Here is a 25,302-nt window from a genome sequence, read left to right as displayed (position 1 = left end):
GGCGTGTGTCGAAGTCCTCGGTCGAGCCGAGGCGGAGTCCAGGCGGCGATCCGGCAAGGCGGAGGTTGGCTCGGATACCGGTGTTGTATCCGGGCCAACCTCCAACGCAGCCGGGCGTCGTCTGGGCCCGCCGCAGGCCGGCCAGGGGCTTCGACACACGCCCTAACCGCTGCGACCGGAGACACATCACAGCAGGTCGGCGGTTTAGCCGACCGCCCACGGGTGAATTCTTGACCGGAAAGCCTGACGAGGGGGGCCCATGTCCGACGAGACCAGCAACCGACCGAGCCGTCGCGCCGAACGCCCGGACGACGTGACCGACCCGCTGCTGTGGCAGCTCGCGGTCGACGTGCTCGACGCGCACGAGCCCGACGACGAGGGTCACTGCCGCAATCTCCAGTGCGCCGGCCAGTCCTGGCCGTGCACGGCGCGTACCACGGCCGAGCAGTCGCTGCGACTGGCCCGCAGCACCCCCGACGCGGCCGGGACGGCCGACGGCGGCGGGGCCGAGAGGCCGGCCGGGACGGCCGCGCCGGCGCCGCGCTGGGGCTGGAACGCCGACGTGATGGCCCGCCGCGAGGCGCGGACGGCCGCCTCGGCGGCGTGACGCGTCCCCGCGGGGACAGCACAGACGAACGAACGCTCGGCCGGGGATCCGGCCGAGCGTTCGCCTGTGGTACGTCAGAGAGCGAGCCGCTGCCCCGGGAGGATCAGACCCGGGTCCGCGCCGATCAGCTGACGGTTGCGCTCGTACAGGGCCTGCCAGCCGCCGCTCTGCCGGTGCCGCTCGGCGATCTCCGACAGGGTGTCCCCCGGCCGGACCACGTACGTGTCACCGCTGGCCGCCGGGGCGGTCCGCTCGTGGTTACGGGTAGCCGGCCGGTCGCCGCGCGACGAGTGCTCCCTGCCGGCGGTGGACGGCGACGACTTGCCGGTCGACGTCGTCGAGGACTTCCTGGTGGACTTCGTCGAGGACTTGCCGGTGGACTTCGTCGCGGAGCCGCCCGACGAGCCGCCCTTGCGGCCGCAGGTCGGCCACGCGCCGATGCCCTGCCCGTCGAGCACCTTCTCGGCGATCGCGATCTGCTCGCCGCGGCTGGCCAGGTCGGCGCGGGCGGCGTACTTCTTGCCGCCGTAGCCGGCCCAGGTGCCCTGGGAGAACTGCAAACCGCCGTAGTAGCCGTTCCCGGTATTGATCTTCCAGTTGCCGCCGGACTCGCACTGGGCGATCGCGTCCCAGTTGACACCGGCCTGGGCCGGGGCCGCCGGGCCGAAAAGGGCGACGGCGCCGGTGACCGCGCCGACGGCCAGGGTGCCGACGGCGACGCGGCGGGTGGTGACCCGTCGATGACGGGGGGTGTACGCAGACGTCATGGAACTTTCCTCCACGCCGGCGAGGTGAGCTGTCGGGTTCGGGCCGAGGAGCCCGGCCGCGCGCTGCGGCTTCACCCCGAGGTGACATGCACCGAGGAACCTGGGTCCCCCGCTCCTGCCCGGGTTCTGTTTCCGACGACCGGGGGCAGGATTTGGCGTTACCGGTCGCGGCGTCCACGGTGGCGGACCCGACCGACGGTAGGCACGGTCGCCGACGGTCGCCCACCGCTTGTGAAGTTGTTCACCGGCCCACGCGGGGCACCCCGGCCAGCGGTTGCGGACGACGTCCACCTGTGCACCGACCACGATGGACCGATTCCGATCACGGTGTGACGCGTACCTGGCGAATTGACGTTCGGACAGGAAACCGTAGACAGCCGGTCGCGATGCTCCGAAGCGCACCGGGTCCATCCCGGACCCCACACGCAGGAGGAACCCATGGCGCTCCAGCAGAGTCGCACCGGCCGTCGCCGCGCCGCGGCCACCCTCGTCGCCGTACTGGCCGGCGTGGGCCTGACCCTGTCCACGCCGGCCGCCGCACAGGCGGCCAGCCCGTGCACCAGCCTGACCTTCTACCGGGTCGGCGGCTACCCGGGCGGGGCGGACATGCACGTGCCGACCGTCGGCTGGCAGACCGGGAACAAGAGCTGCTACCTCAGCTACGGCCACTCGAACTCGGCGGTGCTGGTGTTGCAGGAGGCGCTGAACAACTGCTACTCGCGGTCGCTCACCCTGGACGGCAACTACGGTTCGAAGACCCGCGAGGCCGTCCGGTACGCCCAGCAGAAGATCAACGAGGACATCGTGTACGCGAACATCGCCGAGGACGGCGAGTACGGCCCGCAGACCCGCGCCTACATGGGCTTCGCGATCTTCGGGGTCAACGGCGGTCCGGTCATCCCCAACGTCTGCTACTACCCGGGCTGACACCACCCGCAGCGCCGGCCGGGGTCCCCCGTGGACTCCGGCCGGCGCCGTGGTGGCCCCCCACAGGTACGGCTGCGCCGGGTCAGCCCCGCCCCCGCGCAGCCGTCGGATCAGCAGACCCGGACCGCCTCGATCCGCTTGTTCCAGGTTCCCCCGATGGCGGCCGTGTCGTACGCCAGGTTCGCCCGGTAGCCGTACGCGTGCTGGTAGCCGAGCAGGCCGGTGGCGTTCGCGTTGTCCCAGAAGGTGGAGACGGTGCCGGACGGCCGGTTGTTGATGATCGACTGAGCCTGGTTGCGGAAGTACGAGGGCAGCGTGACGTCCTTACACCAGTTGTACGGCCCGTCGAGCAGGAAGATGTCGCCGCTGAAGTTGGCCCCGGAGTACAGGCAGAGCAGACCCGACGGGCAGGCGTAGTTGGCCTGGGCCGGGCTCGGAGCGACGCCGAGTGTGGCGCCCACGGCGACCACGCCGAGCAGCGCCGACGTGAGTCTTCGCAGAGCAGTTCGCACGATGATGACCTCCGGTGTCGTCACGACCGGGACCGGCCGTGAGTCGAGTTGCCGACATCACGTTGATCGATGTCGTTGTGCCAACGATGATCTGCGCGGAAGGTCGACGAATTCCTGCCGGAACCTCAATCCGGGGTGTCCCGGCACCGGGTGGGCGACCGGCAGCACAGCGAGCGGCGATTCATGGAAATTCGGGTCCTCGGGCCGGTCGAGGTCTGGGCGGAAGGTCATCCGGTCGATGCCGGAGCGGCCCGCCAGCGCGCCGTGCTGGCCGCGCTGGCGGTCGACGTGGGCCGACCGGTCCACCTGGACGCTCTGGTGGACCGGGTCTGGGGCGACGCGTCGCCGCCCCGCGTCCGCCACAACCTGCACGTCTATCTCGCCCGGCTCCGCCGGGTGCTGGCCGACGCGGGCGCACCCGACGCGTTGGCCCGCCGGTCGGGCGGTTATCTCCTGGACCTGCCGCCGGAGACGGTGGACGGCCCGCACTTCGAGGCGCTGCGGCACCGGGCCGACGCTCTGTCCGACCAGGACCCCGAGCGGGTGGACCTGCTGCGCCGGGCGCTGGAGCTGTGGCGTGGCGAGCCGCTGGCCGGACTACCCGGCGAGTGGGCGGCCCGGGTCCGACAGGACTGGCACCGCCGGCACACCGACACCGCCGTGCAGTGGGCCCGTGGGATGCTGCGGCGGGGCGAGCCGGATGCGGTGATTGATCCGCTGACCCGGCTCGCCGACGAGCATCCGCTGGACGAACCGGTCGCCGCCGTGCTGCTGCACGCGCTGGCCGCGGCCGGTCGGGGTGCGCAGGCGCTGACGTACTACGCCCGGCTGCGGGACCGACTCGCCGACGCGCTCGGCGTGGACCCGGGCGTCGAGCTGCGCCAGCTGCACCAGGCCATCCTGCGTGGTGAGGTCACCGTGCCGGCCGCGCAGGCGCTTCCCGTACCGGCCGGCGCGGGCGACGTCGCGCGGACCCGGGCGGACCGCCCGATTCCCGCGCAGTTGCCGTCGGATGTGCGGGGCTTCGCCGGGCGGGATGCGGAGCTGGCCCGGTTGGACGCGCTGCGGGCGTCCGCCGAGGAACGACCCGGGGCCGTTCCGCTGGCCGTGCTCTCCGGAGCGGGCGGCGTCGGCAAGACGGCCCTCGCCGTGCACTGGGCGCACCGGGTCGCCGGGCAGTTCCCGGACGGGCAGCTCTACGCCAACCTGGAGGGCTACACCCACAGCGGCGTCGTCCGCAGCGCGCAGCAGGTGGTCCGGGGCTTCCTGGCCGCGCTCGGCGTGCCGCCCCGCGAGGTGCCGGCGGACGAGCAGGCGCAGACCGCGTTGTACCGCAGCCTGCTCGCCGGTCGGCGGATGCTGGTGCTGCTCGACAACGCCCGGGACGCCGCGCAGGTCCGGCCGCTGCTGCCGGGCGCGGCGAGCTGCCTGGTGCTGGTGACCAGCCGGGACCGGCTCACCGGTCTGGTGGCCACCGAGGGCGCCGAGGCGATCGTGCTGGACCTGCTCAGCGCCGAGGACGCCCAGGCCCTGCTGTACGCGCGGATCGGGGCGCGGGCGAGGGCCGAACGGACGGCGGTCGACGAGCTGGTACGACTCTGTGACCGGCTGCCGCTGGCCCTGGTCGTGGTGGCGGCCCGCGCGGTGGTCCGGCCCCAGCTGCCGCTGGCCGAGTTGAGCGCGCAACTCCGGAACGACGGCCGGCTGGACGGGCTCGACACGGGCGACCACGACAGCAGCGTGCGGGCGGCGCTGTCCTGGTCGTACCGGCTGCTGTCGGCGCCAACCGCGCGGCTGTTCCGACTGGTCGGCGGCAGCACGGACGTGACGGTGAGTACCGCGGCCGGGGTCAGTCTCGTCGGCGCCGGCCGACGGGCCGTCCGGGCGGCGTTCGCCGAGCTGGCGGACGCGCATCTGATGCTGGAGCGCGCCCCGGACCGGTACGCCATGCACGACCTGTTGCGGGCGTTCGCGGCCGAGCTGTCCGCCGAGCACGACCCGGCCGGCGACCGGGCCGAGGCGCGCGGCCGGCTCTTCGACCACTACCTGCACAGCGCGCACGGGGCGGCCGTGCTGCTGCATCCGCACTGGGATCCGATCACCCTCGCCCCGGCCGTGGCGGGCGTACGGCCGGAGAAGTTCGGCGACCATGACGAGGCGGTGGCGTGGTTCACCCGCGAGCGCGACGTGCTGATCGCGCTCGTGGAACGGTGCGCCGCCAGCGGGGCCGATCGGCACGCCTGGCAGCTCGCCTGGAGCCTGACCAGTTTCCTGGACCGTCAGGGCGGCTGGCACGACCAGTTGGCGGTGCAGCGTTCGGCGCTGGCGGCGGCGCGGCGCAGCGGGTCGGTGGTCGGGCAGGCACACGCCCATCGCAGCCTGGCGCGGGCGCAGGCCCGCCTGGGCCGGCTCCACGAGGCGCCCGGCCAGCTCCAGCGGGCGCTGGAGCTCTTCCGCGAGCTGGGCGACCTGGCCAACCAGGCGCACACCTGCCTCGACCTGGCCGAGGTGGCCGACCGGGAGGGCCGGCGCGCCGAGGTGGTCCAGCACGCCGAGGCGGCGTTGGCGCTGTATCGCGAGGCGGGCCACCGCTACGGGCAGGCGATGGCGTTGAACGCGGTCGGCTGGTACCGGGCCCAACTCGGCGCGCACGACACCGCGGTCGAGGCGTGCCAGCAGGCGTTGGAGCTGCTACGCGAGTTCGACGACCGGCAGGGCCAGGCGCCCACCTGGGACACCCTCGGCTACGCGCAGCACCGCGCCGGACGGCCCGCGGAGGCGGTCGTCGCCTACCGGCACGCGCTGGCGCTGTACCGGGAGTTCCAGGACCGGTACTACGAGGCGGACACGTTGGGGCACCTGGCCGAGGCGCAGGTCGACGCGGGCGACCCGGCGGAAGCGGCGCGGAGTTGGCGGACCGCGCTGGGCATCCTGGACGAACTCGGCCACCCGGACGCGGCGGAGGTCCGTCGCCGGCTGGCGGACGTCGACACGTCCGGACCGGCCGGCGGGACCCACTGAGCGGGCGGCCCGCCGGCCGGAGGGGCCGAACGGTTACAGGGTGCGCGCCAGCCGGTCGGCGAGGGTCCGGGTGAACCGGGCCGGGTCGGCCAGCTCGCCGCCCTCGGCGAGGACCGCCAGGCCGTACAGCAGTTCGGCGGTCTCGGTCAGGGCCGGGCCGGAGTCGCCCTGCTCGTGGGCCTTGCGCAGCCCGGCGACCAGCGGGTGACCGGGGTTGATCTCCAGGATCCGCTTGGTCGAGGGGACCTCGTGCCCCATCGCCCGGTACATCTTCTCCAGCGTCGGCGTGAGGTCGTGCGCGTCACCCACCACGCAGGCCGGTGAGGTGGTCAGCCGCGACGACAGGCGGACCTCCCGGACACTGTCGGCCAGGGTCGTGCCCAGCCAGTCGACAAGCGCGGCGAACTCCTGCCGCTGCTGCTCACGCTCGGCCTCGGCCTGCTGCTTCTCCTCGTCGGTGTCCAGGTCGACCTGACCCTTGGCGATCGAGCGCAGCGGCCGGCCGTCGTACTCGCCGACCCGCTCGACCCACACCTCGTCGACCGGGTCGGTGAGCAGCAGCACCTCGTGGCCCTTGGCCCGGAACGCCTCCAGGTGCGGAGAGTTCTCGATGGTGGCCCGGGAGTCGCCGGTGGCGTACCAGATGTCGGTCTGGCCGTCCTTCATCCGCGAGACGTAACCGGCCAGGTCGGTGGGCTCGGCCGCGTCGTGGGTGGACGCGACGGACAGGATCTCCAGCAGGGTGTCCCGGTTGTCGGTGTCGTCGATCAGCCCTTCCTTGACCACCGCGCCGAACTCCGTCCAGAAGGTGCGGTAGCGCTCGGCGTGGTTGGCCTTGAGGTCCTTGACGGTGGCGAGGACCTTCTTGACCAGGCGACGGCGGACGATCTGGATCTGCCGGTCCTGCTGGAGGATCTCCCGGGAGATGTTCAGCGACAGGTCGTGCGCGTCGACGACGCCCTTGACGAAGCGCAGATAGGTGGGGACCAGCGCCTCGCAGTCGTCCATGATGAACACCCGCTTGACGTAGAGCTGCACGCCGCGGCGACCCTGCGGGGAGAACATGTCCAGCGGGGCGTGGCTGGGCAGGAAGAGCAGCGCCTCGTACTCGAAGGTGCCCTCGCCCTTCATGTGCACGACCTCGAGCGGGTCGGCCCAGTCGTGGCTGACGTGCTTGTAGAACTCGTTGTACTCGGCGGCGTCGACCTCGTCGCGGGGGCGTGCCCACAGCGCCTTCATCGAGTTGAGGGTCTGCACCTCGCTGGTGGCGGCCTCGCCGTCGGCGCCGGGGCGCTCGACGGTCATCCGGATCGGCCACGCGATGAAGTCGGAGTAGCGCTTGACGATCTCGCGGATCGTCCACTCGGCGGTGTAGTCGTGCAGGTTGTCCTCGGTGTCCGCCGGCTTGAGGTGCAGGGTCACCGCGGTGCCCTGGGGGGCCTCGTCCACCGACTCGATCGAGTAGGTGCCCTCGCCGGTGGACTCCCAGCGGGTGCCGCCGGTCTCGCCGGCCTTGCGGGTCAGCAGGGTGACCCGGTCGGCGACCATGAACGCGGCGTAGAAGCCGACGCCGAACTGCCCGATCAGCTCCTGCGAGGCGCGGGCGTCGGCGGATTCACGGAGCTGGCGCAGCAGCTCGGCGGTGCCGGACTTGGCGATGGTGCCGATCAGCCGGACCACCTCGTCGCGGGTCATCCCGATGCCGTTGTCCCGGACGGTCAGCGTGCGGGCGTCCCGGTCGACCTCGATGGCGACGTGCAGGTCGTCGGTGTCGGCGACGAGGTCTTTGTCGACGAGCGTCGCCAGCCGCAGCTTGTCCAGGGCGTCGGACGCGTTCGAGATGAGTTCCCGCAGGAAGACGTCCTTGTTCGAGTAGATCGAGTGGACGACCAGCTGCAGGAGCTGACGCGCCTCGGCCTGGAACTCCAACGTCTCGGCCTGGTTGCTCACACCGTCTCCCTTCTCGGCTCGTGCGGAGGTTCGCGCAAAGGATACGAGCCGTCACCGGTGGGGGTGTGTGCGCCTCCGGGTCGTATTCCCGATTCCCGCCTGTCGGTCGCGTGACCTAGCTGACTTTGCCTAACAGAAGTCAGCCGGATAGCGTTCGGTGCGACAAGCCCCGCCACGAACCCTGGAGCAGTCCCATGAAGATCGCTGGAAGCACCGCCCTCGTCACCGGCGCCAACCGGGGCTTCGGCCGACACCTGGCCGCCGAGCTCGTCGCGCGTGGGGCGACGGTCTACGCCGGCGCCCGCAACCCGGACAGCGTCGACCTGCCCGGCGTGACGCCGGTCCGGCTGGACATCACCGACCCCGCCTCGGTGGCCGCCGCCGCGACGCTGGCCGGCGACGTGAACCTGCTGGTCAACAACGCCGGCATCGACAGCCGGGCGGACCTGCTGGAGGGTGACCTCGACCTGATCCGGCTGGAACTGGAAACCCACTACCTCGGCAACCTGTCGATGATCCGGTCCTTCGCGCCGGTCATCGCCGGCAACGGCGGCGGCACCATCCTGAACGTGCTCTCGGTGCTGTCCTGGGTCAACTTCCCCCTGCACGGCGCGTACGGCGCGGCGAAGTCGGCCGAGTGGGCGATGACCAACGCGCTGCGCCTCCAGCTCGCCGAGCGGGGCGTCCGGGTCGCCGGGCTGCACGTCGGCTACATGGACACCGACATGGCCGCGACCATCACCGGCGCCAAGTCGGACCCGGCGGAGATCGCCCGGATCGGCGTCGACGGCATCGAGGCCGACGCGTACGAGATCGTCACCGACGACATCAGCCGGCGGGTGCAGGCCGGGCTCGCCGGCGGGGTCACCGCGCTCTACCCGCAGCTTTCCTGACCGCTCCCCCACCGCCGAACGCGACGGGCCGCCGCCGGAAAGCACCGGCGGCGGCCCTTGATCGGGTACGCGGTCAGCTCCCGCCGCGCACCCCGTCGCACTCGCGGTCAGCAGCCACCGCAGGTGTAGAAGAGGATGTCCCAGTGGCTCCCCTCCTTGGTGTAGAGGTTGCCCGACGGCGCCCGGTACTGGTACCCGAACCCGGAGATGTAGCCGACGTACGCGTAGTTCGCGGAGATGTAGTTCTGGATGCACGTGCTCAACGCGATGTCGAGCTTGTAGCCGTTCCAGTGGCTGTACGTACCCCCGGCGTGCCCGACCTCGGTTCCCGCGGTGATGGTGATCGCGCAGCCGCTGGCCCGCTTGAAGGTGATGATGCCGTCGATGGTGGCCTGCCGGACCCCCTCGAACGAGGTACAGGTGGACACGTTGCGGTCGCTGCAGTTGCCGCTGGAGGTCCAGGAGATGCCGGCGGCGCGTAGCTGCGACGTGGCGCTGGAATGGCTGATGGCGAAGGCCGGAGCGGCCAGGCCGAACGTGGCACAGACCGTCGCCAGGGTGGCCACGAGCAGCGTGAGCACGCGGCGGCGCAGGGTGGATCGGGTGGATGACATGGCACTCCCGTTCGCGTGAGGCGGAATTCTGCGAATCAGGGGCCGGCCTTGAAAGATTTCTACCAGAGATAGATGGGCATGACCAGATGCCGGGTGGGAGCGCGCGACACACGCCCCCACCCGGCGCGCGTCAGCCGGCCTGGAGCGTCACGTCGTCGATCACGAAGCTGGTCTGCAACGACGAGTCCTCGGTGCCGGTGAACTTCAGGGTGACCGTCTGCCCGGCGAACCCGGCCACGTTGAACGTGCGCTGGGTGTAGCCGGAGGCGGCGTTCAGGTTCGAGTACGTGGCCAGGGTGGTCGAGCCCACCTGCACGGTGAGCTTGTCGTACGCCGTCGAGGAGGTCGTCTCGGCGGTGTCGATGTGCAGCCAGAACGACAGCGTGTAGCTGGCGCAACCGGCCGGCACGGTCACCGACTGGGACAGGGTGTCGGTGTGGGTGCTGCCGTACCCGTCGAGCCACGCCTTGTACGACCCGGTCCGGGCCGGCTGGCCGCTGGAGTTGGTGATCACGCCCGAGGAGGCGGTCCACGGCGTGCTGCCGCTCTCGAAGCCACCGTTGCCGACCACCTGCCCACCGGCACAGCCCCCGGTGCCGGTCACCGTGAGGGTGAGGCTGGCGGTCCGGGTGACCGAGCCGGTGCCGGTGACCGTGACCGTGACCGTGCCGGTGGTGGCGCTGGACGAGGCGGTCAGCGTCACCGTCGACGAGCCGCCGGAGGTCACCGACGACGGGCTGAACGCCACGCTCACCCCGCTGGGCGCGCCGGACGCGCTGAGGCTGACCGTCTGCGCCGAGCCGGAGGTGGTCGCGGTGCTGACCGTGGCGCTGACGCTGGCGCCCCGGGCCACGGTGAGCGCGGTGGGGCTGACCGCGACCGAGAAGTCGTTGGTCGGGGTGCCGCCGCCCACGGCGAGCTGCCACAGCGCGTACGCGACGCCGTCCGCGGCCCGGTTCAGCACGGTGGCGCTGACGTTGGCGGTGGTGTCGCAGGACCGGTGGTAGCAGGCGTCGTACGCGGCGTTGGCGGTGCCGCCCCACTTCGCCGCCTGGCTGCTGGTCTTGCGGGCGCTCGCGCCCGCCGCGTACCCGGAGGTGGGGATGCCGGCCTGCTGGAAGTAGTAGTCGTCGGAGCGGCCCTGACCCTCGACGTTCTCCTCCGGTTGCAGCCCGAGGGAGTCCCAGTACGCCTTCAGCGGCGCCGCCGTGGTCGAGCTGACCCGGTTGATGAAGTAGCCGCCGTTGGTGGAGCCGACCATGTCGAAGTTGTAGTAGCCCTTGATGTAGCCGCGCTGGGTGGAGCTCAGCGAGTTGACGTAGAAGCGGGAGCCGTTGAGCCCCTGCTCCTCGTCGGTCCACCATGCGAACCGGACCTTCTTCGTCATGGTCGGGTTCTGCGCGGCGAGGACCAGAGCGTTCTCCAACAGGGTGGCCGAGCCGGAGCCGTTGTCGTTGATGCCCGGGCCGGCCGAGACGCTGTCCAGGTGGGCGCCGAACATGACCACCTGGTCGGCCGGGCCGCCGGGCCACTCGGCGATCAGGTTGTTCGAGGGGTACGTGCAGCTGGAGCAGTACTGCTCGCTGACCGTGTAGCCGGCCGCCTGGAGCTTCGTCTTGACGTAGCTGAGCGAGGCGGTGTAGCCGGCCGAGCCGGCCCGCCGGTTGCCGCCGTTGCTGCTGGCGATGGAGTTGAACTGGGTCAGGTGCGCCTGGACGTTGCTGACGGAGATGTCCGGCGCCGCCAGGACGGCGGCGGACGCGGCGATCGGCCGGGCCGCTGTCGTCGCGGCGGAGGGTGACGCGGTCGCCGGCTGGGCGGCCAGCGTCACCGTCATCCCGGTGAACACGGCGAGCGCGATTCCCGCGCTCAGCGTTCTGCCTCTCATGGGGGCTCCTCGGGGGTCGGAGAGATAACCGAGACACTTACAGAGATCTATGTCTGTGACATCGGTCGTTCGTCCCGAACCCCCGCCCGTTAGACGGTGGGTACCGGCGTCAGCACAGGTGAGTAGAGGTGTCAGGATGGGTAGGTAACGCCAGCAGGGGTCGTCGGGCCCGGAACGGGGGGCTAGCGATGAGGCCGGGTCGAGCGTGACACGACCCCGCACCGACCTGTTCGACGACGGCGGGGACACCGGACGGCTGATGGCGGAGCTGGACTGGGCCGGCACGCCGCTCGGCGCGGTGTCCGACTGGCCGCAGAGCCTGCGCTCCGCCGTACGGATGGTGCTCTCCTCCCGCTACCCGATGCTGCTGCTCTGGGGTGACCGCTTCTCCCAGCTCTACAACGACGCGTACTCGGCGTTGATCGGCGACAAGCACCCCGGCGCGCTGGGCGACGACGTGCGGATCACCCTGGCCGAGGGCTGGGACGTCCTCGCCCCCCTGATCGAGCGGGCCATGGCGACCGGGGTGGCCAGTTGGGTACCCGCCCTGCAACTCCTGCTGGACCGCGCCGGCTACCGCGAAGAGGCCTACTTCAGCGTCTCGCACGCCCCGGCCCGCGACGACGACGGCCGTACCGTGGGTGTGCTGACGGTGTGCAGCGAGGTCACCGAGCAGGTCGTCGGCGAACGGCGACTGCGGCTGCTGCGGGACCTGTCCCTGCGCGGCGACGGGCGCACCGTCGACGTCGACGCGACCTGCACCCGGCTGGTCGACGCGATCGGCGGCCACCCGCTGGACGTGCCGTTCGCCGCGATCTACCTCCGCGACGGCGCGACCCTGCGGCGGATCGCCTGCACGGACGGCGACCCGGGCCACAGCACCGTCGCCGAGGCACTGCCGACCGTCGTCGACCTGGCCGACCCGGGCCCGACGGCCCAGGCCTGGGCGCTACCGGGCGCGGCGTCGGGTCGACCCGGCGACGTGACCGGCCTCGCCGAACGGCTGTCCCTGCCCGCCGGCCCGTGGGGCGACCCGGTTCGCGCCGCGCTGGCCCTGCCGCTGCCCTCGGCCACCGAGGACCAGCCGATCGGCGTCCTGCTGGTCGGCGTCAGCCCCAACCGGGCGCTGGACGAGGCGTACCGCTCCTTCCACCAACTGCTGACCCAGCAGGTCTCGACGGCGGTGCGCAACGCCCAGGAGTACGAGCGGGAGCGCCGCCGCGCCGAGACGCTGGCCGAGCTGGACCGGGTCAAGACCACCTTCTTCACCAACGTCAGCCACGAGTTCCGTACCCCGTTGACCCTGATGCTCGGGCCGCTCGCCGACGCCCTCGCCGACACCACCGCGCCGCTGGCGCCGACGCAGCGGGAGCGGGTCGAGACCGCCTGGCGCAACGCGACCCGCCTGTTGACCCTGGTCAACAGCCTGCTCACCTTCTCCAGCCTGGAGGCCGGCCGGGCGCGCAGCGACGCCCACGAGGTCGACCTGCCCGCGCTCACGACCGAGCTGGCCAGCGTTTTCCGCGCCGCCGTCGAGCGGGCCGGGCTGACCCTGGACGTCGACTGCCCGCCGCTGCCCCGCCCGGTCACCGTCGACCCGGTCAACTGGGAACGCATCGTCACGAATCTGCTCTCCAACGCCCTGAAGTACACGTTCATCGGTCGGATCCGCGTCGCCGTGGACGCCGACCACGACGAGGTCCGCCTCACCGTCGCCGACACCGGCATCGGCATCGGCGAGGCGGACCTGCCGAAGCTCTTCGAACGCTTTCACCGGGTGCAGGGCGCGCGGTCGCGCAGCCACGAGGGCACCGGCATCGGCCTGGCCCTGGTCCACGAGCTGACCCGGCTGGAGGGCGGCGAGGTCCGGGTGGCCAGCCGGGTGGGCGTCGGCACCACGTTCACCGTGGCCCTGCCCTGGTCGGCGGCACGGCGTACGGTCACGGCCGGCCCGACCGCCGAGGGGCGGGGCGACGCGGCACGCGCCGCCGTCCAGGACGCGATGGGCTGGCTGACCGACCCGACCGGCGAGGTCGCCGCGCCCGCCCCGGCACCCGGCCCGGCCGCCGACGAGCTGGCCGGGGCACGCATCCTGCTGGCCGACGACAACAGCGACATGCGCGCGTACCTGAGCCGGCTGCTCGCCGGCCAGGGTTGGTGGGTGCGGTCGGTCACCGACGGCCGACAGGCCCTCGACGCGATCCACCGGGAGCCACCGGACCTGGTGCTCACCGACGTGATGATGCCCGGGCTGGACGGCTTCGACCTGGTCCGCCGGTTGCGCGCGGACCCCGCGACCCGGTCGCTTCCCGTGCTCGTGCTCTCCGCGCGGGCGGGCGAGGAGGCCAGCGTGGCAGGCCTGAGCCTGGGCGCCGACGACTACCTGGTGAAGCCGTTCGCCGCCGCCGAGCTGATCGCCCGGGTCCGGACCGCCATCCGCCGTGCGCGCACCGAGGGTCCCGGCGACGGTGGGCCGGCCTTTGACCGGCCCACGGCGATCGAGGTCCAGTCCGGTCCGAGCGTGCCTCCCGTGGATCGCGTCGCCGAGCCCGTGACCGGCGATCCGGCCGGCACGTCGACCGCCGGCGCCCCCGACGACGGGCTCGGCGAACGGCTGGACGAGCAGTGGACCTACCCGTCGGTGCCCACCTCGGCGGCCGCCATGCGACAGGACGTCCGGGTGGCGTTGGACGACCTCAACGTCGACGGGGAGGTGGCGGAGGATCTGCTGCTCGCCGCCTCCGAGGCGATGAACAACGCCGTCGAGCACGCGCAACGACCCAGCCGCCCCGAGGTGCGGGTCCGGCTCCAGGTCGGCGACGCGCTGGTCCGAATCTCGGTACGCGACTTCGGCACCTGGCGGGACCGTCGACCGGCCATGGACCGGGGGCGTGGCGCGCTGCTGATGAACGCCTACGGCGACGTACGACTCGTCTCCACCGCCGAGGGGACGACCGTGACCATCGAACGCCGACTGAGCTGAGCTAGCACGAAGGAGCCCTCGCCGCAGCCCAAGGCTCCACGCGTGTCCGCACTCCTGAACGGCGCTGGCGTCCCGCTCAGCTCTCCGGCGGCGGGGGTTCGTCCGCGCCCCTGGCCTTCCAGGGCTGATGCTCCGTGATCCAGCGCTCCACGTCCTCCACCAGCCACACGGTCCCGCCGGCCAGGTGATCGAACGGCTCAGGGAAATCCGGCCGGGTGGTGAGCTGGACGACGCGGACGCGCGAGACGCCCAGGCGCTCCTGAAGCTCTGCGCTCCCGTACAACCGCCGCCGCCAGGACATCTCTTGAGCATCGCCATGCACCCCCCTTACTAACTTGGAAGTCCCGGCGGTCTCACTCATAGGTGCGGCTCAGGAGCCTTCTACATATGTAGCACGCCCACTTTCATACTTGACAGGGGGTGGCCGAATCGGATCCCCTGGACGGGCAACACACCGGGTAGCGGTCCGGGTACGTGAGCGGGGCTCCGTGCCCGGACCTGCCAATTGAGGAGGTGGAGCTGTGCCGATGGACGACGGCCCCATCACCCCGGCGCTGGTCCTCTGGACCGCCAAACGGGTGATCACCCAGCACGCGACAACGACCAGCCCTCACCGCGCCAATGGGATGTGCGTCCAGTGCTGCGGCGCTGGTTGCAACATGCTGAGTTGGGCCATCGACGTGGTCAAGGCCCACCGCCTGGCCACCATTCCCGAACCATGATCGAGCGGGAGCGGGAGCTACCCCGGGAAGTTTGGGTCCCCCGGCTGGCTGCATGGACTGTGATCGAGCACCGGGAGGCCCCCTGTACCCGGTGCCAACCGGATGGATGCCGATCGCTGGACTGGGCCCGGGGCAGGCTCAGGGCATACCGGGAGACTCCCCCACTCCTCACGCCTTGATCGTGGCATGACGTGGGCTACGGCCCGCCCGACCTCAGAGCCGGCGGCCCGCGCGGTCGTGGGCCACGATGCCGTCCAGCCGCTCCCCGGGCGCGAGCGTGGCCGGATCGAACCAGAAGATCACGACCTGCTTGTCGAGACTCCAGCGCGCAAGCGTGGCGTCGACCTGCCGACCGTCGACCGTGCCGGTGATCCGCGCCGCCGCGCCGACGAAGTAGCCGAATGTGGGCACCGGGGTCGCCGACTCGCTCTCGTCGTACCCGATCTGGTGGAAGCCCGGGCTGCGGTCGGCGCCGTCGACATCGTTGACCAGGATGTCCGTGCGCACCGTTCCGTCCTCGGCACGGCGACCGGCGGCCAACCCGATGGTCACCTTGGGCGCCTCCGGGACGGTCACCGCGACGACGTAGTAGACCCGCCGGTCGGCGCCGTACCCGATCCCGGAGTCGATCACCTGACCCAGGGGCTTCGGATCCGGCACCCCACGGGCCTTGGTGGGCGGTGGCGTCGGCTCGTCCGACGTCGCCGCCGTCGGCGTGACACCGGCCGGGGTCGAGGCCACGGCGACCGGGGACGCGGGCTCGGCCGGCGCGGGATCGCGTGACCCGCTCGGGTCGACCGTCACCGCGGTGACGGCGACCAGCCCGGCCGCGAGCGTCGCCGCCGCGGCCCCGGTCACCCGCCGACGGGTCCGCAACCGCCGTCCCTCGCGCATCACCCGGGCCAGGTCGAGGACGGCGTCCGGGCGTTCGGTCGCCCGCATGGCGTCGCGGAGCCGATCCAACTCGCTCATCGGCGCGCCCCCTCGTCGCTGAAACGCGGGGCGGCGGTGCGCAGCTTCTCCAGCGCCCGTGAGCTGGTGCTCTTGACGGTGCCCACGGACACGGCGAGCTCTCGCGCCACCTGCGCCTCCGGCAGGTCGAAGTAGTACCGCAGCACGACGATGGCCCGCTCCCGAGGGCTCAACGCGCCGAGGATCGCGACCAGCCAGCGCCGGGTGGCCACGTCGTCGGCCACGTCGCCCCGGCGCTGCTCCGGCACCTCGTCGGTCGGGTACTCCCGCAGCGGCCGTCGCCACCGGTCCACCAGGTGGTTGACCAACGTGCGCCGCGCGTACCCGTAGGCGTCGTCGTCGTGGATCCGCGACCACGACGCGTACGTCCGCACCAGCGCGGTCTGCGCGGCGTCCTCGGCCTGGTGGTGGTCGCCGGTCATCAGGAACGCGGCGTGCACCAGCCGCGCGGACGCCGCCCGCGCGAACTCGACGAACTCCGCGTCACCCCGCGCCACCGCGCACCCTCCCCCGTGCCACATCACCTCAGACGGGTGGGACTCCCGAAAGGTTGAGATCCGGATCACCTCAACTTTTCGTCGCCACCACCCGTCTTCTCCTGTGCGCCGCCATTACGCGGCGCGCGAGGGGAGAGACATGTCGACGAAGGGTACCCGCCGGTGGCATCTGGCCTCGGCGGCGTCACTGCTGGCGGTGGCGCTGCTCACCGGATGCACGGGGCCGGCGGCCGGGCAGCCCGCCGGAGACCCCGCCACCGGACCGCGACCCGGTGACCACGCGACGGCCTCGCATCGGCCGACCGGCGTCGGCATCCTCGGCACCCGCAGCACGCCCAACAGCCCGGTCAGCTACCCCGCGACCGGCGGTAGCCGCTGGACGACGGCCCCGGCCGAGACGACGGGTGGCGGCGCGGAGAGCGGCACGCTGCTGCGCTACCGGGTCGCGGTGGAACGCGACATCCGTGGTCTGCCGGCGCGCGAGATCGGCAACGCGATCTCCGCGACGTTGAACGACCCCCGTGGGTGGACGGCGGGCGGGAACTGGCGGCTGCGGCGGGTGGGCGCCGACGATTCGGCGGACTTCACCATCTACCTGGCGACCCCCGGCACCCGCGACACCCTCTGCCAGGACGTGCCGGACGGCTACACGTCCTGCCGCAACGGCGCGAAGGTGGTGCTGAACGTGGCGCGTTGGGTATCGGGCGTGCCGAACTACGGCGCGAGCCTGACCACGTACCGGCAGTACATGGTCAACCACGAGGTGGGGCACCGACTCGGGTTCGGCCACGAACGTTGCCCGGGAGCGGGCCGGCCGGCGCCGGTGATGCAGCAGCAGACGTTGGGCCTGCACGGCTGCCGGGCCAACGCCTGGCCGTACCCGAACGGCGCGGCCCGGTACCACGGCCCGTCCGGGGCGTACGACGACGCGATCCCCCGGCGCGAGGGCGCGTACCCGAAGCACTGAGACCGCCGGTCAGGGTCGGCGGCGGCGCTCCTGCTCGAGTCGCTCGTCCAGCCGACCCAGTTCGTAGACGGCGTTGAGGCTGGTCGGCAGCCGGCGGACGTTCTCCGGGTCGGGATCCGAGTCGGGGTGGGGGGTCGGCGTCGGGTCGGGAGTCGGTGCGGGAACAGCCGAGGGGCCGCTGCTGCCACGGCGGCGCAGCAGCAGTAGCGCCAGCCCGAACAGGACCGCCGCCACCAGGAGGTAGGACACCGGCGGCCAGCCATTCCGGACGGGGGCGGCGATGGGTGGCGCGACGACCGGCGCCGGGGTGTCTCCGCCGCGCGGGGGCACGGCCGTGTCGCGTCCGTCGGTGTCGGCGCTCCGGTCGGGGCGGTCGGGTGTGACCGTCGCCCGGCCACCGGTCGACGAGCCGGCGGGTGCGGATGTCGCGCCGGGCTTCGCCGGGCCGGACGGCGCGGTCGTCGGTGGCCGGCCCGGCGCGGCGGTCGGGGCGGGGGTGCCGCTCGGCGTCGGGATCGGTGTGGGCGTACCGCCGCCGCCCAGCAGGTCGCCCACCAGCCGGCCGACACCGCCCACCAGTTCGCCGATCGGCCCCGGCGTGGCGGTCACCGACGGCGTGGGAGCCGGCGCGAGGGCGAGGGTCAACGCGAGGACGACGACGGCGGGCATCCATCCACCTCCGGTGTGCCGGTGCCAGGCACCGTACCGCAGTGTGGGACGCCGTGGGGTGTCGCGCCACGGCTGACGTCGCTCCTGGTGTCCGGCCGTTGTTACCCGGCGGTTACGCCACGGCGAGGTGCCCGTGTCGGTGCGGGACGACGGTGGCGGCGAGGGTCACCGGCAGGGCCGCCGTGACGTGACCCCGGGACACCGAACGGAGAACCACGATGAGGATCAGGAGCGCGCTGACCGCGACGGCGGTCGTCCTCGCCGGAGTGCTCGCCACGGCGGGCAGCAGCGCGGCGGGCACCAGCAGCGCGGCGCGTACCGGCCCGGTGCGTGCCGCGACCGAGGCGGCGTACTGCGGGATCACCTGGGGCAGCGGGGAGAAGTCGGCCGGCGCGCTGAGCGACGCTGCCCTGGTCGACGTGCGGACGGGCCGGCACGACTGCTACGACCGGGTGGTGTTCGAGTTCGCCGGCCCGGTCGACGGGTACACGGTCGGTTACGGCGAGACCTGGACCGAGGGCGAAGGGCTGGCGCTGTCGCCGTACACCGCCGGAGGCGCGCTGCTGCGGGTCTCCCTGCGGGCCCCGGCGTACGACGCCGACCACCTCGGCACCGTCCCGTACCCGGTCGGCGGCCACGTCACGAACCTGCTGCGCTACCCGACGCTGCGCGACGTGGTCTTCGGCGGCAGCTTCGAGGGCTACACCACCTTCGCCGTCGGCGTACGGGCCCGGTTGCCGTTCCGCACCCTCGTGCTGGCCGGGCCGGGCGCGCACAGCCGGATTGTGCTCGACGTCGCCCACCAGTGGTGACCGGCGTCGGCCACCGATCCGACGCGGCGATCCGCCTGGCCGTCCGCCCCGGGGTGGACGGCCAGGCCACCGGAGCCGGGTGCCCGGCCTCACCGTCGTGACGGGTCCTCGTCGGCCTGGCCGCGACGGGTCGTACCGAACCGCCGTTGGTAGGCGGCGGGGCTGATCGCCAGCTTCCGGGCGAACACCCGTCGCATGCTCTCGTAGCTGGGGAATCCGGCCAGCATCGCGGCCTGCGTCGCGGTGTGGTTCTGGTCCAGCAACGCCCGGGCCAGGTCGAACCGGATGTTCTCCACGTAGCGGGCCGGTGTCGTGGACAGTTCGTCCCGGAACAGCCGGGTGAGCTGCCGGGTGCTCACGTTGAGGTGTTTCGCGAGTTCGCCGAGCGAGTGGTCCGCCCGGGGGTTCGCCGTCACCACGTCGGCGATCCGGCGCAGCGCCGGCGACCGGGGCGGGGGCCCCTGCAACGGAGCGGAGAACTGGGACTGGCCGCCGGCCCGCTGCATGTACACCACCAGGGCGCGGGCCACCTCGCGGGTCAGGTCCGGCCCGTGGTCCTCCTCGACGAGAGCGAGCGCCAGGTCGATGCCGGCCGTCACGCCCGCCGAGGTGTACGTCGCGCCGTCGCGCACGTAGATCGCGTCGGGTTCGACGCGGCAGGTGGGACACCGGGCGGCGAGTTCGTGCGCGACCTGCCAGTGCGTGGTGGCGCGCCTGCCGTCGAGGAGGCCGGCGGCGGCGAGGACGAACGCGCCGGTGCAGATCGACGCGACCCGTGCGGCCCTGCCCGCCGGCGCGCGTACGGCGTCCGCCAGGTCGGCGGGGACGAGGGCGCGCGGATACCGGTCGGACCCGGCCACCAGCAGCGTGTCGACGTCGGGTGCGGGGGTGACCGCGCCGTCGACGGCCATCCGGACGCCGAGGCTCGACGTGACGTCCGCACCGTTCGGCGAGAGCAGCACGATCCGGTAGTCCGCGCCGAAGCGATTCGCCTCCTTGAACACCTCGGCCGGACCCGCGACGTCCAGCAGCGTCACCCCGTCGTACACGAAGATCGCGACGCGGTGCGGGTCGCCGGTCACGGTGTCCGGCCCTGCGCCGACGCGCCGCGCGGAGCCGGACGCGGCGGGTGTCGACGACTACCGGGGTGGCGGACGGGCGGGGTGCACACGTTGCATTGGTAGCACGCCGCCGGCCGGACCGAACGCGGTCTCCATCACTCTGCGTGGCGGCCGGCCCCTGTCCAGATTTGAGGGGTTCCTGGCTCGACGAGGGCGGCGGGCCGGGACGGCCGGTGGGCACGATGGGGTCATCGGCAGTCGGCTCACCTCCTCGGAAAGGCAACGGGAATGGCAGAGGTCATCGCGGGATTCGAGATTCCGCGGACAACGGCGGTCGCCGAGGCGACCCGACACATTCAGGAGACGACCGGGCCGCTCATCTACCACCACTCGCGGCGGGTTTTCCTCTTCGGTCTGATCCACGCCCGACGGCTGGGCGTCGAACCGGATCCGGAACTGCTCTACCTGGCGGCCATGTTCCACGACGCCGGGCTGGTGACGCCGTTCTCGGACCTCCAGCAGCGCTTCGAGGTCGACGGCGCCGACCATGCCCGCAGATTCCTGCTGGACCGGGGGTTCTCCGCGGCCGCCGCCGAGACCGTCTGGACGGCGATCGCCCTGCACACCACGCCGGGCATTCCCGACCGGATGGGCCCGGAGATCGCGACCACCTACCTCGGGGTGCTGACCGACGTCCTCGGCCTCGGCCTGGACGGGCTCAACACCGACCAGTTGGCGGAAATCCTCGCCGTCCATCCGCGCGGGGATTTCAAGAACGAATTCCTGCGCACCACCGTCGACGGGCTGAAGAATCGACCGGAAACCACGAACGGCACCGTCAACTCCGACTATCTCGAACACTTTGTTCCCGGCTTCCAGCGTGTGACGACGGTCGAGCGCATCGTCGGCTCACCCTGGCCGAGCTGAAAGGCCACGAACATGAAGGCGATCACCGTACGCGACCGGAACGCCGGCGTGCCGGGACTCACCCTGACCGACATGCCGTACCCGCACGCCGCGGAGAACGACGTCATCGTGCGCGTCCACGCCGCCGGCTTCACGCCCGGGGAGCTCGACTGGCCCACGACGTGGACCGACCGCGCGGGTCGGGACCGGACGCCCACCATCCCCGGCCACGAACTCTCCGGTGTGGTGGCCGAACTCGGCTACGGCACCACGGGCCTGACGGTGGGTCAGCGGGTGTTCGGCCTGACCGACTGGGCCCGCGACGGTTCCCTGGCCGAGTACACGGCGGTGGAGGCGCGGAACCTCGCCCCGCTGGCGGCCGACGTCGAGCACACCGTGGCCGCGGCGCTGCCGATCTCCGGGCTGACCGCCTGGCAGGGGCTGTTCGACCACGCCCATCTCACGAGCGGCCAGACCGTCCTCGTGCACGGCGCCGCCGGCGGTGTCGGCTCGATCGCCGTCCAACTCGCACGCGAGGTGGGCGCTCAGGTGATCGGCACCGGTCGGGCCGCCGACCGGGACCTCGCGCTCTCGCTCGGCGCGCAGACCTTCGTCGACCTGGACGCCGACGACCTGCGGCAGGTCGGCGAGGTGGACGTGGTGTTCGACGTCATCGGCGGCGACATCCTGCGTCGCTCGACCGAGCTGGTCCGCCCCGGCGGCACCGTCGTGACCATCACCGCGCCGCCCGACGTCCAGCCCCGGCAGGGGCGAGCGGTCTTCTTCGTGGTCGAACCCGATCGGGCCCGGCTGGTCGACCTCGCCGAACGCGTCCGCACCGGACGACTCAGGCCCGTCGTGGGCGACGTACGGCCGCTCGCCGAGACGGCCTCCGCGTTCGCCCGTCACCGTCGCGCCCCCGGAAAGACGATCATCAAGATCGCCGAGTGACCGGAGCGCCGGCCGGCTCCGGGCGGGAGCCGGCCGGCGTCGACCTAACCTCGGGAGTCCTGCGGGGCCTCGTCGGCCAGGTGCCAGACCTCGCGCATCGGCGCCCACCAGTCCCCCGAGCCGGGCTCGGCCAGCGACTCCTGGCACGGGTCGGTCAACTTCCACCACTCCTGGGTCTGCGGGTCCGCGGCGATCAGCCGCAGGTCGGCCTCGTAGTCGTCGCCGACGTACTCGTAGTAGCCGAACAGCAGATCGTCGTGGAGGAAGATCGTGTAGTTGCGGAAGTTCGCCTCGCGCAGCGTCTGCTCGACGCTCGGCCAGACGTCGGCGTGTAACCGCAGGTAGGTCTCCCGCTGCTCGGGGCGGAGTCGGATCACGCAGCCATGACGTTGCACGTCGTGCCCTTTCGTGTGAGGGGTGCCCGCAGGCACCTGACCGTAGCTGGTGGACGGTGCCCTGCCGGGGATCCGACCGGCCGCCGATGACGACCGTTCCGCCAGGGTCACGCACAGTGGTCACGGGTCTACCCTCGACTGATGGAGGGCCGCGTACTGGTGGTCGAGGACGACGTCTCCATCCGGGAGGTCACCGCCCTCGGCCTGCGCCGCGCCGGCTTCCGGGTCGACACCGCGGGCGACGGCCGACAGGCGCTGGTGACCTGGCGAGCCCACCCGGTCGACCTGATCGTGCTCGACGTCATGCTGCCCGCGATGGACGGTCTGGAGGTGTGCCGGGAGATCCGGCGGACGAGCCAGGTGCCGATCCTCATGCTGACCGCCCGCACCGACACGCTCGACGTGGTGGTGGGCCTGGAGTGCGGTGCGGACGACTACCTGCGCAAACCCTTCGACCTGCCGGAGCTGGTGGCCCGGGTCCGCTCGGTGCTGCGGCGGGTCAGCGCGCCGACGCCGTCGCGCGCCATCGCCGTCGGCGACCTGGAGATCGATCCGGGCGCTTTCGTGGTACGTCGGGACGGCCGGGAGGTGGAGCTGACCGCGACCGAGTTCCGGCTCCTGCTGGAGCTGGCTCGACGTCCCGGCCAGGTCTTCACCCGGGAACTGCTGCTCGACCTGGTCTGGAACCACCGCTTCCTGGGCGACTCCCGGCTGGTCGACGTGGCGGTGCAGCGGTTGCGCGCGAAGGTCGAGGACGACCCGGCGCACCCACAGCGCATCCGCACCGTACGGGGCGCGGGCTACAAGCTGTCCGGCGGCTGACGGGAGGTCGGCGATGGCCGTACGCGCGGTACCGCCCGGCCGGCTGCGTCGCCGACTGACGATCGCGTTCGTGCTGGTCGCCGGGGTGTCCGCCGGGCTCCTCGCGGGCGGGACCGGGCTGCTGCTGCGACAGTCCTGGTGGGACGCCTCGCTGCGCCAGGCCGCCGCCGACGCCCGTTACCAGCTCGTGCTCGCCGGGCAGTTCCTGCCGTTGACCGAGCAGCGCCGCGCCGAGCTGCTGACCAGCTTCGAGGGCAGCGGTCGGCACGTCGTCCTCGTCGACGACACGACCCGCCCCTCCCACCCCGGCTACTCCCCCGCCCTGGGCGACCGGCTGCGGGGTTCGGTCGCCCAGGGGCGGCTCGCGTTCCAGCGCTCGACCCCGGGGCAACGGCCCCGCCTGCTGGTGGTCGGTGGTCGTATCCCGGGTTCGACCGCGGAGCTGTACGTGATCACCGTGGAGGACGACATCGCGGCCGACCTGAACGAGGTGTACGCCGCGCTGCTGGCCGGCTGGGTGGCCGTCGTCCTGGTCGCCGCCGCGGTGGGCAACCTCCTGGCCCGCCGCACCCTGGAGCCGCTGGGCCGGGCCAGCCGCGCCGCCCGGGCGCTCACCGAGGGGCTGCTCGCCACCCGGCTGCCGGTGCGCGGGCGGGACGAGTTCAGCGCCTGGGCGTCGTCGTTCAACGAGATGGCCGAGGCGCTGGAGGCGAAGATCGTCGCCCTGTCGGCGGCGCAGGCCCGGGAGCGGCGGTTCACCGCCGACGTCGCGCACGAGCTGCGTACCCCGGTGACCGCCCTGGTGGCGGCGGCCTCGCTGCTGCGCGAGCAGCTGGACCGGCTGCCCGACGACGCCCGGCCGGCGGCCCGGCTGCTGGTCGGCGACGTGGTCCGGCTGCGCCACCTGGTCGAGGACCTGATGGAGATCTCACGGCTGGACGCCGGGCGGGAGCGGCCGAGCGTCGAGCCGGTGGACGTGCTGGCGCTGCTCCGCGCGATCGTCGCGGCCCGCGGCTGGCCGGAGCGGGTGCGGATCACCGGCGACGCCGCCACGACGCCCACGGACCCCCGCCATCTGGAGCGCGTCCTGGCCAACCTGATCACCAACGCGGTCGAGCACGGCGGCGGCGAGATCCGCGCGACGGTGAGCGCGGCGGACCGGATGGTCGCCGTCGAGGTGTCCGACCAGGGTCCGGGCATTCCGGCCGCGCACCTGCCGCTCGTCTTCGACCGGTTCCACAAGGTCGACGCCGCGCGCTCGACCTCGGGCAGCGGCCTCGGTCTGGCGATCGCCCGGGAACACGCGGCCGTGGTGGGCGGGGTGCTGAGCGTGCGCAGCGCGCCGAGCGTCGGCACGGTGTTCCGTCTGGAGTTGCCCGCGCGGGGTCCCGACGGTGGCGCGCGGGAGGGGGTACGGGATGAGCGGCCGTGACGGGTCCCGCGCGGCGGGCGTGGCGCTCGTCGCCGCGCTCGTCCTCGCCGGCTGCGGCACCCCCCGCTCCGGCGTCCTGGGCGCGGCGCCGACCGCGCCCCTGCCCAGCACTCCCCCGCCGGCCGTCGCGCCCGCCACGACGCCGCCGGCCGCTCCGGCTCCGCCGACGCCCACCACCACCCCGCCGCGTCTGCCGATGCCGGCGGTCACCGGGACCCGCCGGCCGGACACGGTGACGATCGAGCTGTGGTACGTCCGCTCCGGCCGGCTCGTGCCCACCCGGCGCACCCGACCGGCCACCGTCGCGACGTCCCGGCTCGCCCTGAACGAACTGTCCGCCGGGCCGACACCGGCGGAGGCCGCCACCGGGATGGTGACCCTGCTGCCGGTCGGCGTCGAGGTCACCCGGATCGCCGACGGGGTGGCCACCCTCGGTCCCGTCCCGTCCGGCGACGACCCGACGGACCGGCGGCTGCGCGAGGCGCAGGTGGTGTGGACGCTCACCCAGTTCCCCACCGTCCGGCGGGTCCGCTTTCCCGGCGCCGCACCGGTCGGTCGGGTCGACTATCCGGGCCTGCTCGCGCCGATCGTGGTGACCGGGCCGAGTGTCGGCGACCGGGTCACCGCTCCGCTCGCCGTCACCGGCACGGCGGACACGTTCGAGGCCACCGTGAGCGTCCGGGTGCTTGACGACGCCGGACGCCAGGTGGCCACCGCCTTCGGCACGGCGAGCTGCGGCAGCGGCTGCCTGGGCGACTACCGGGTGGTGGTCACCTGGCGGACGACCAGGGAGCAGCACGGGACGATCGAGGTGTACGAGGTGTCGGCCCGCGACGGCACCCGGATCAACACCGTCGCCGTGCCGGTGCTCCTCACGCCGCCCGCCGGCTGAGCGGGAAACGTGATCGTTTCGCTCCTCCGGTGCGACGCACCT

The 25,302-nt window shown here is 72.7% G+C and carries 24 protein-coding genes and 1 riboswitch; of the genes, 13 read left to right on the top strand and 11 right to left on the bottom strand.

Annotated features, from left to right (window positions below; translation table 11 throughout):
- Positions 1-259: 259 nt before the first annotated feature.
- Positions 260-607: a hypothetical protein gene (locus AC3EN4_RS25925; protein ID WP_435208504.1), complete on the top strand. Its 348-nt coding sequence runs from the start codon at positions 260-262 to the stop codon at positions 605-607.
- 74 nt (positions 608-681) lie between these two features.
- Here AC3EN4_RS25925 and AC3EN4_RS25920 read toward each other — a convergent pair whose 3' ends face one another.
- Positions 682-1,374, bottom strand: coding sequence for a transglycosylase family protein (locus tag AC3EN4_RS25920; RefSeq protein WP_435208502.1), 693 nt, complete (start codon positions 1,372-1,374; stop codon positions 682-684).
- A riboswitch (cyclic di-AMP (ydaO/yuaA leader) is annotated at positions 1,374-1,542 on the bottom strand. Its footprint overlaps the gene before it by 1 nt.
- A 270-nt stretch (positions 1,543-1,812) precedes the next feature.
- Here AC3EN4_RS25920 and AC3EN4_RS25915 point away from each other — a divergent pair.
- The gene (locus tag AC3EN4_RS25915; RefSeq protein ID WP_435208500.1) at positions 1,813-2,301 is read left to right on the top strand and encodes a peptidoglycan-binding domain-containing protein; all 489 of its coding nucleotides are present in this window, start codon (positions 1,813-1,815) and stop codon (positions 2,299-2,301) included.
- A gap of 110 nt (positions 2,302-2,411) precedes the next feature.
- Here AC3EN4_RS25915 and AC3EN4_RS25910 read toward each other — a convergent pair whose 3' ends face one another.
- Positions 2,412-2,813 carry a peptidase inhibitor family I36 protein gene (locus AC3EN4_RS25910; RefSeq protein ID WP_422739883.1) on the bottom strand — a complete coding sequence of 134 codons (402 nt, stop codon included), beginning with the start codon at positions 2,811-2,813 and terminating at the stop codon, positions 2,412-2,414.
- A 183-nt stretch (positions 2,814-2,996) separates the two neighbouring features.
- Between AC3EN4_RS25910 and AC3EN4_RS25905 the strand changes: the two genes are divergently transcribed.
- A complete protein-coding gene (locus AC3EN4_RS25905; protein ID WP_435208498.1) occupies positions 2,997-5,834 on the top strand; it encodes an AfsR/SARP family transcriptional regulator in 2,838 nt (945 codons plus the stop codon).
- A 33-nt stretch (positions 5,835-5,867) separates the two neighbouring features.
- Here AC3EN4_RS25905 and htpG read toward each other — a convergent pair whose 3' ends face one another.
- Entirely contained in the window at positions 5,868-7,784 is a 1,917-nt protein-coding gene (gene htpG, locus AC3EN4_RS25900) for a molecular chaperone HtpG (protein WP_435208496.1), read from the bottom strand.
- Positions 7,785-7,978: 194 nt separating this feature from the next.
- Between htpG and AC3EN4_RS25895 the strand changes: the two genes are divergently transcribed.
- Positions 7,979-8,677 carry an SDR family oxidoreductase gene (locus AC3EN4_RS25895; RefSeq protein ID WP_435208494.1) on the top strand — a complete coding sequence of 233 codons (699 nt, stop codon included), beginning with the start codon at positions 7,979-7,981 and terminating at the stop codon, positions 8,675-8,677.
- Between the two features lie 107 nt (positions 8,678-8,784).
- Here AC3EN4_RS25895 and AC3EN4_RS25890 read toward each other — a convergent pair whose 3' ends face one another.
- Positions 8,785-9,291, bottom strand: a complete 507-nt coding sequence (locus AC3EN4_RS25890; protein ID WP_435208492.1) for a hypothetical protein — start codon at positions 9,289-9,291, stop codon at positions 8,785-8,787.
- A 130-nt stretch (positions 9,292-9,421) separates the two neighbouring features.
- The gene (locus AC3EN4_RS25885) at positions 9,422-11,179 is read right to left on the bottom strand and encodes a M28 family peptidase (RefSeq protein WP_435208490.1); all 1,758 of its coding nucleotides are present in this window, start codon (positions 11,177-11,179) and stop codon (positions 9,422-9,424) included.
- 205 nt (positions 11,180-11,384) lie between these two features.
- On the opposite strand from AC3EN4_RS25885, the gene AC3EN4_RS25880 reads away from it, so the two are divergent.
- Positions 11,385-14,162: an ATP-binding protein gene (locus AC3EN4_RS25880; RefSeq protein WP_435208488.1), complete on the top strand. Its 2,778-nt coding sequence runs from the start codon at positions 11,385-11,387 to the stop codon at positions 14,160-14,162.
- A gap of 76 nt (positions 14,163-14,238) precedes the next feature.
- Here the strand turns inward: AC3EN4_RS25880 and AC3EN4_RS25875 are convergent, their stop codons facing one another.
- Positions 14,239-14,463 (bottom strand): helix-turn-helix transcriptional regulator, encoded by a 225-nt coding sequence (locus AC3EN4_RS25875; protein ID WP_435208486.1) that lies wholly within the window; start codon positions 14,461-14,463, stop codon positions 14,239-14,241.
- A 226-nt stretch (positions 14,464-14,689) separates the two neighbouring features.
- Here AC3EN4_RS25875 and AC3EN4_RS25870 point away from each other — a divergent pair, with 226 nt between their 5' ends.
- Positions 14,690-14,884, top strand: coding sequence for a hypothetical protein (locus AC3EN4_RS25870; protein ID WP_435208484.1), 195 nt, complete (start codon positions 14,690-14,692; stop codon positions 14,882-14,884).
- Positions 14,885-15,097: 213 nt separating this feature from the next.
- Here AC3EN4_RS25870 and AC3EN4_RS25865 read toward each other — a convergent pair whose 3' ends face one another.
- Complete coding sequence (locus tag AC3EN4_RS25865; RefSeq protein WP_435208482.1) at positions 15,098-15,856, bottom strand: hypothetical protein; 759 nt, start codon at positions 15,854-15,856, stop codon at positions 15,098-15,100.
- Positions 15,853-16,353, bottom strand: a complete 501-nt coding sequence (locus AC3EN4_RS25860; protein ID WP_422739875.1) for a SigE family RNA polymerase sigma factor — start codon at positions 16,351-16,353, stop codon at positions 15,853-15,855. Before AC3EN4_RS25860 ends, AC3EN4_RS25865 begins: the two co-directional genes overlap by 4 nt.
- A gap of 139 nt (positions 16,354-16,492) precedes the next feature.
- Here AC3EN4_RS25860 and AC3EN4_RS25855 point away from each other — a divergent pair, with 139 nt between their 5' ends.
- Entirely contained in the window at positions 16,493-17,320 is an 828-nt protein-coding gene (locus AC3EN4_RS25855; protein WP_435208480.1) for a DUF3152 domain-containing protein, read from the top strand.
- 9 nt (positions 17,321-17,329) lie between these two features.
- On the opposite strand, the gene AC3EN4_RS25850 is transcribed toward AC3EN4_RS25855, so the two are convergent.
- Positions 17,330-17,989 (bottom strand): hypothetical protein, encoded by a 660-nt coding sequence (locus AC3EN4_RS25850; RefSeq protein WP_435208478.1) that lies wholly within the window; start codon positions 17,987-17,989, stop codon positions 17,330-17,332.
- A 218-nt stretch (positions 17,990-18,207) separates the two neighbouring features.
- Between AC3EN4_RS25850 and AC3EN4_RS25845 the strand changes: the two genes are divergently transcribed.
- Complete coding sequence (locus AC3EN4_RS25845) at positions 18,208-18,801, top strand: AMIN-like domain-containing (lipo)protein (RefSeq protein ID WP_435208476.1); 594 nt, start codon at positions 18,208-18,210, stop codon at positions 18,799-18,801.
- An 89-nt stretch (positions 18,802-18,890) separates the two neighbouring features.
- Here AC3EN4_RS25845 and AC3EN4_RS25840 read toward each other — a convergent pair whose 3' ends face one another.
- Positions 18,891-19,883 carry a GlxA family transcriptional regulator gene (locus tag AC3EN4_RS25840; protein WP_435208474.1) on the bottom strand — a complete coding sequence of 331 codons (993 nt, stop codon included), beginning with the start codon at positions 19,881-19,883 and terminating at the stop codon, positions 18,891-18,893.
- A 267-nt stretch (positions 19,884-20,150) separates the two neighbouring features.
- On the opposite strand from AC3EN4_RS25840, the gene AC3EN4_RS25835 reads away from it, so the two are divergent.
- Together AC3EN4_RS25835 and AC3EN4_RS25830 are read left to right on the top strand one after the other, a co-directional pair.
- Positions 20,151-20,789 (top strand): HD domain-containing protein, encoded by a 639-nt coding sequence (locus AC3EN4_RS25835; protein WP_435208472.1) that lies wholly within the window; start codon positions 20,151-20,153, stop codon positions 20,787-20,789.
- Between the two features lie 12 nt (positions 20,790-20,801).
- Positions 20,802-21,719 carry an NADP-dependent oxidoreductase gene (locus tag AC3EN4_RS25830; RefSeq protein ID WP_435208470.1) on the top strand — a complete coding sequence of 306 codons (918 nt, stop codon included), beginning with the start codon at positions 20,802-20,804 and terminating at the stop codon, positions 21,717-21,719.
- Positions 21,720-21,763: 44 nt separating this feature from the next.
- Here the strand turns inward: AC3EN4_RS25830 and AC3EN4_RS25825 are convergent, their stop codons facing one another.
- Positions 21,764-22,096: an L-rhamnose mutarotase gene (locus AC3EN4_RS25825; protein WP_422739868.1), complete on the bottom strand. Its 333-nt coding sequence runs from the start codon at positions 22,094-22,096 to the stop codon at positions 21,764-21,766.
- A 159-nt stretch (positions 22,097-22,255) separates the two neighbouring features.
- Between AC3EN4_RS25825 and AC3EN4_RS25820 the strand changes: the two genes are divergently transcribed.
- Genes AC3EN4_RS25820 through AC3EN4_RS25810 form a run of 3 tightly spaced genes read left to right on the top strand, consistent with a single transcriptional unit; the run spans position 22,256 to position 25,260 of the window.
- Entirely contained in the window at positions 22,256-22,936 is a 681-nt protein-coding gene (locus AC3EN4_RS25820; protein WP_435208467.1) for a response regulator, read from the top strand.
- A gap of 13 nt (positions 22,937-22,949) precedes the next feature.
- Complete coding sequence (locus AC3EN4_RS25815; protein ID WP_435208465.1) at positions 22,950-24,368, top strand: ATP-binding protein; 1,419 nt, start codon at positions 22,950-22,952, stop codon at positions 24,366-24,368.
- On the top strand, positions 24,355-25,260 hold the full coding sequence (locus AC3EN4_RS25810) for a Gmad2 immunoglobulin-like domain-containing protein (RefSeq protein ID WP_435208463.1): 906 nt from the start codon (positions 24,355-24,357) through the stop codon (positions 25,258-25,260). Before AC3EN4_RS25815 ends, AC3EN4_RS25810 begins: the two co-directional genes overlap by 14 nt.
- The last annotated feature ends 42 nt before the right edge of the window (positions 25,261-25,302 follow it).

Source organism: Micromonospora sp. bgisy143, from assembly GCF_057708145.1.
Note: the sequence above shows the minus strand (reverse complement) of the source record. Positions and strands in the feature narration are given on the sequence as shown.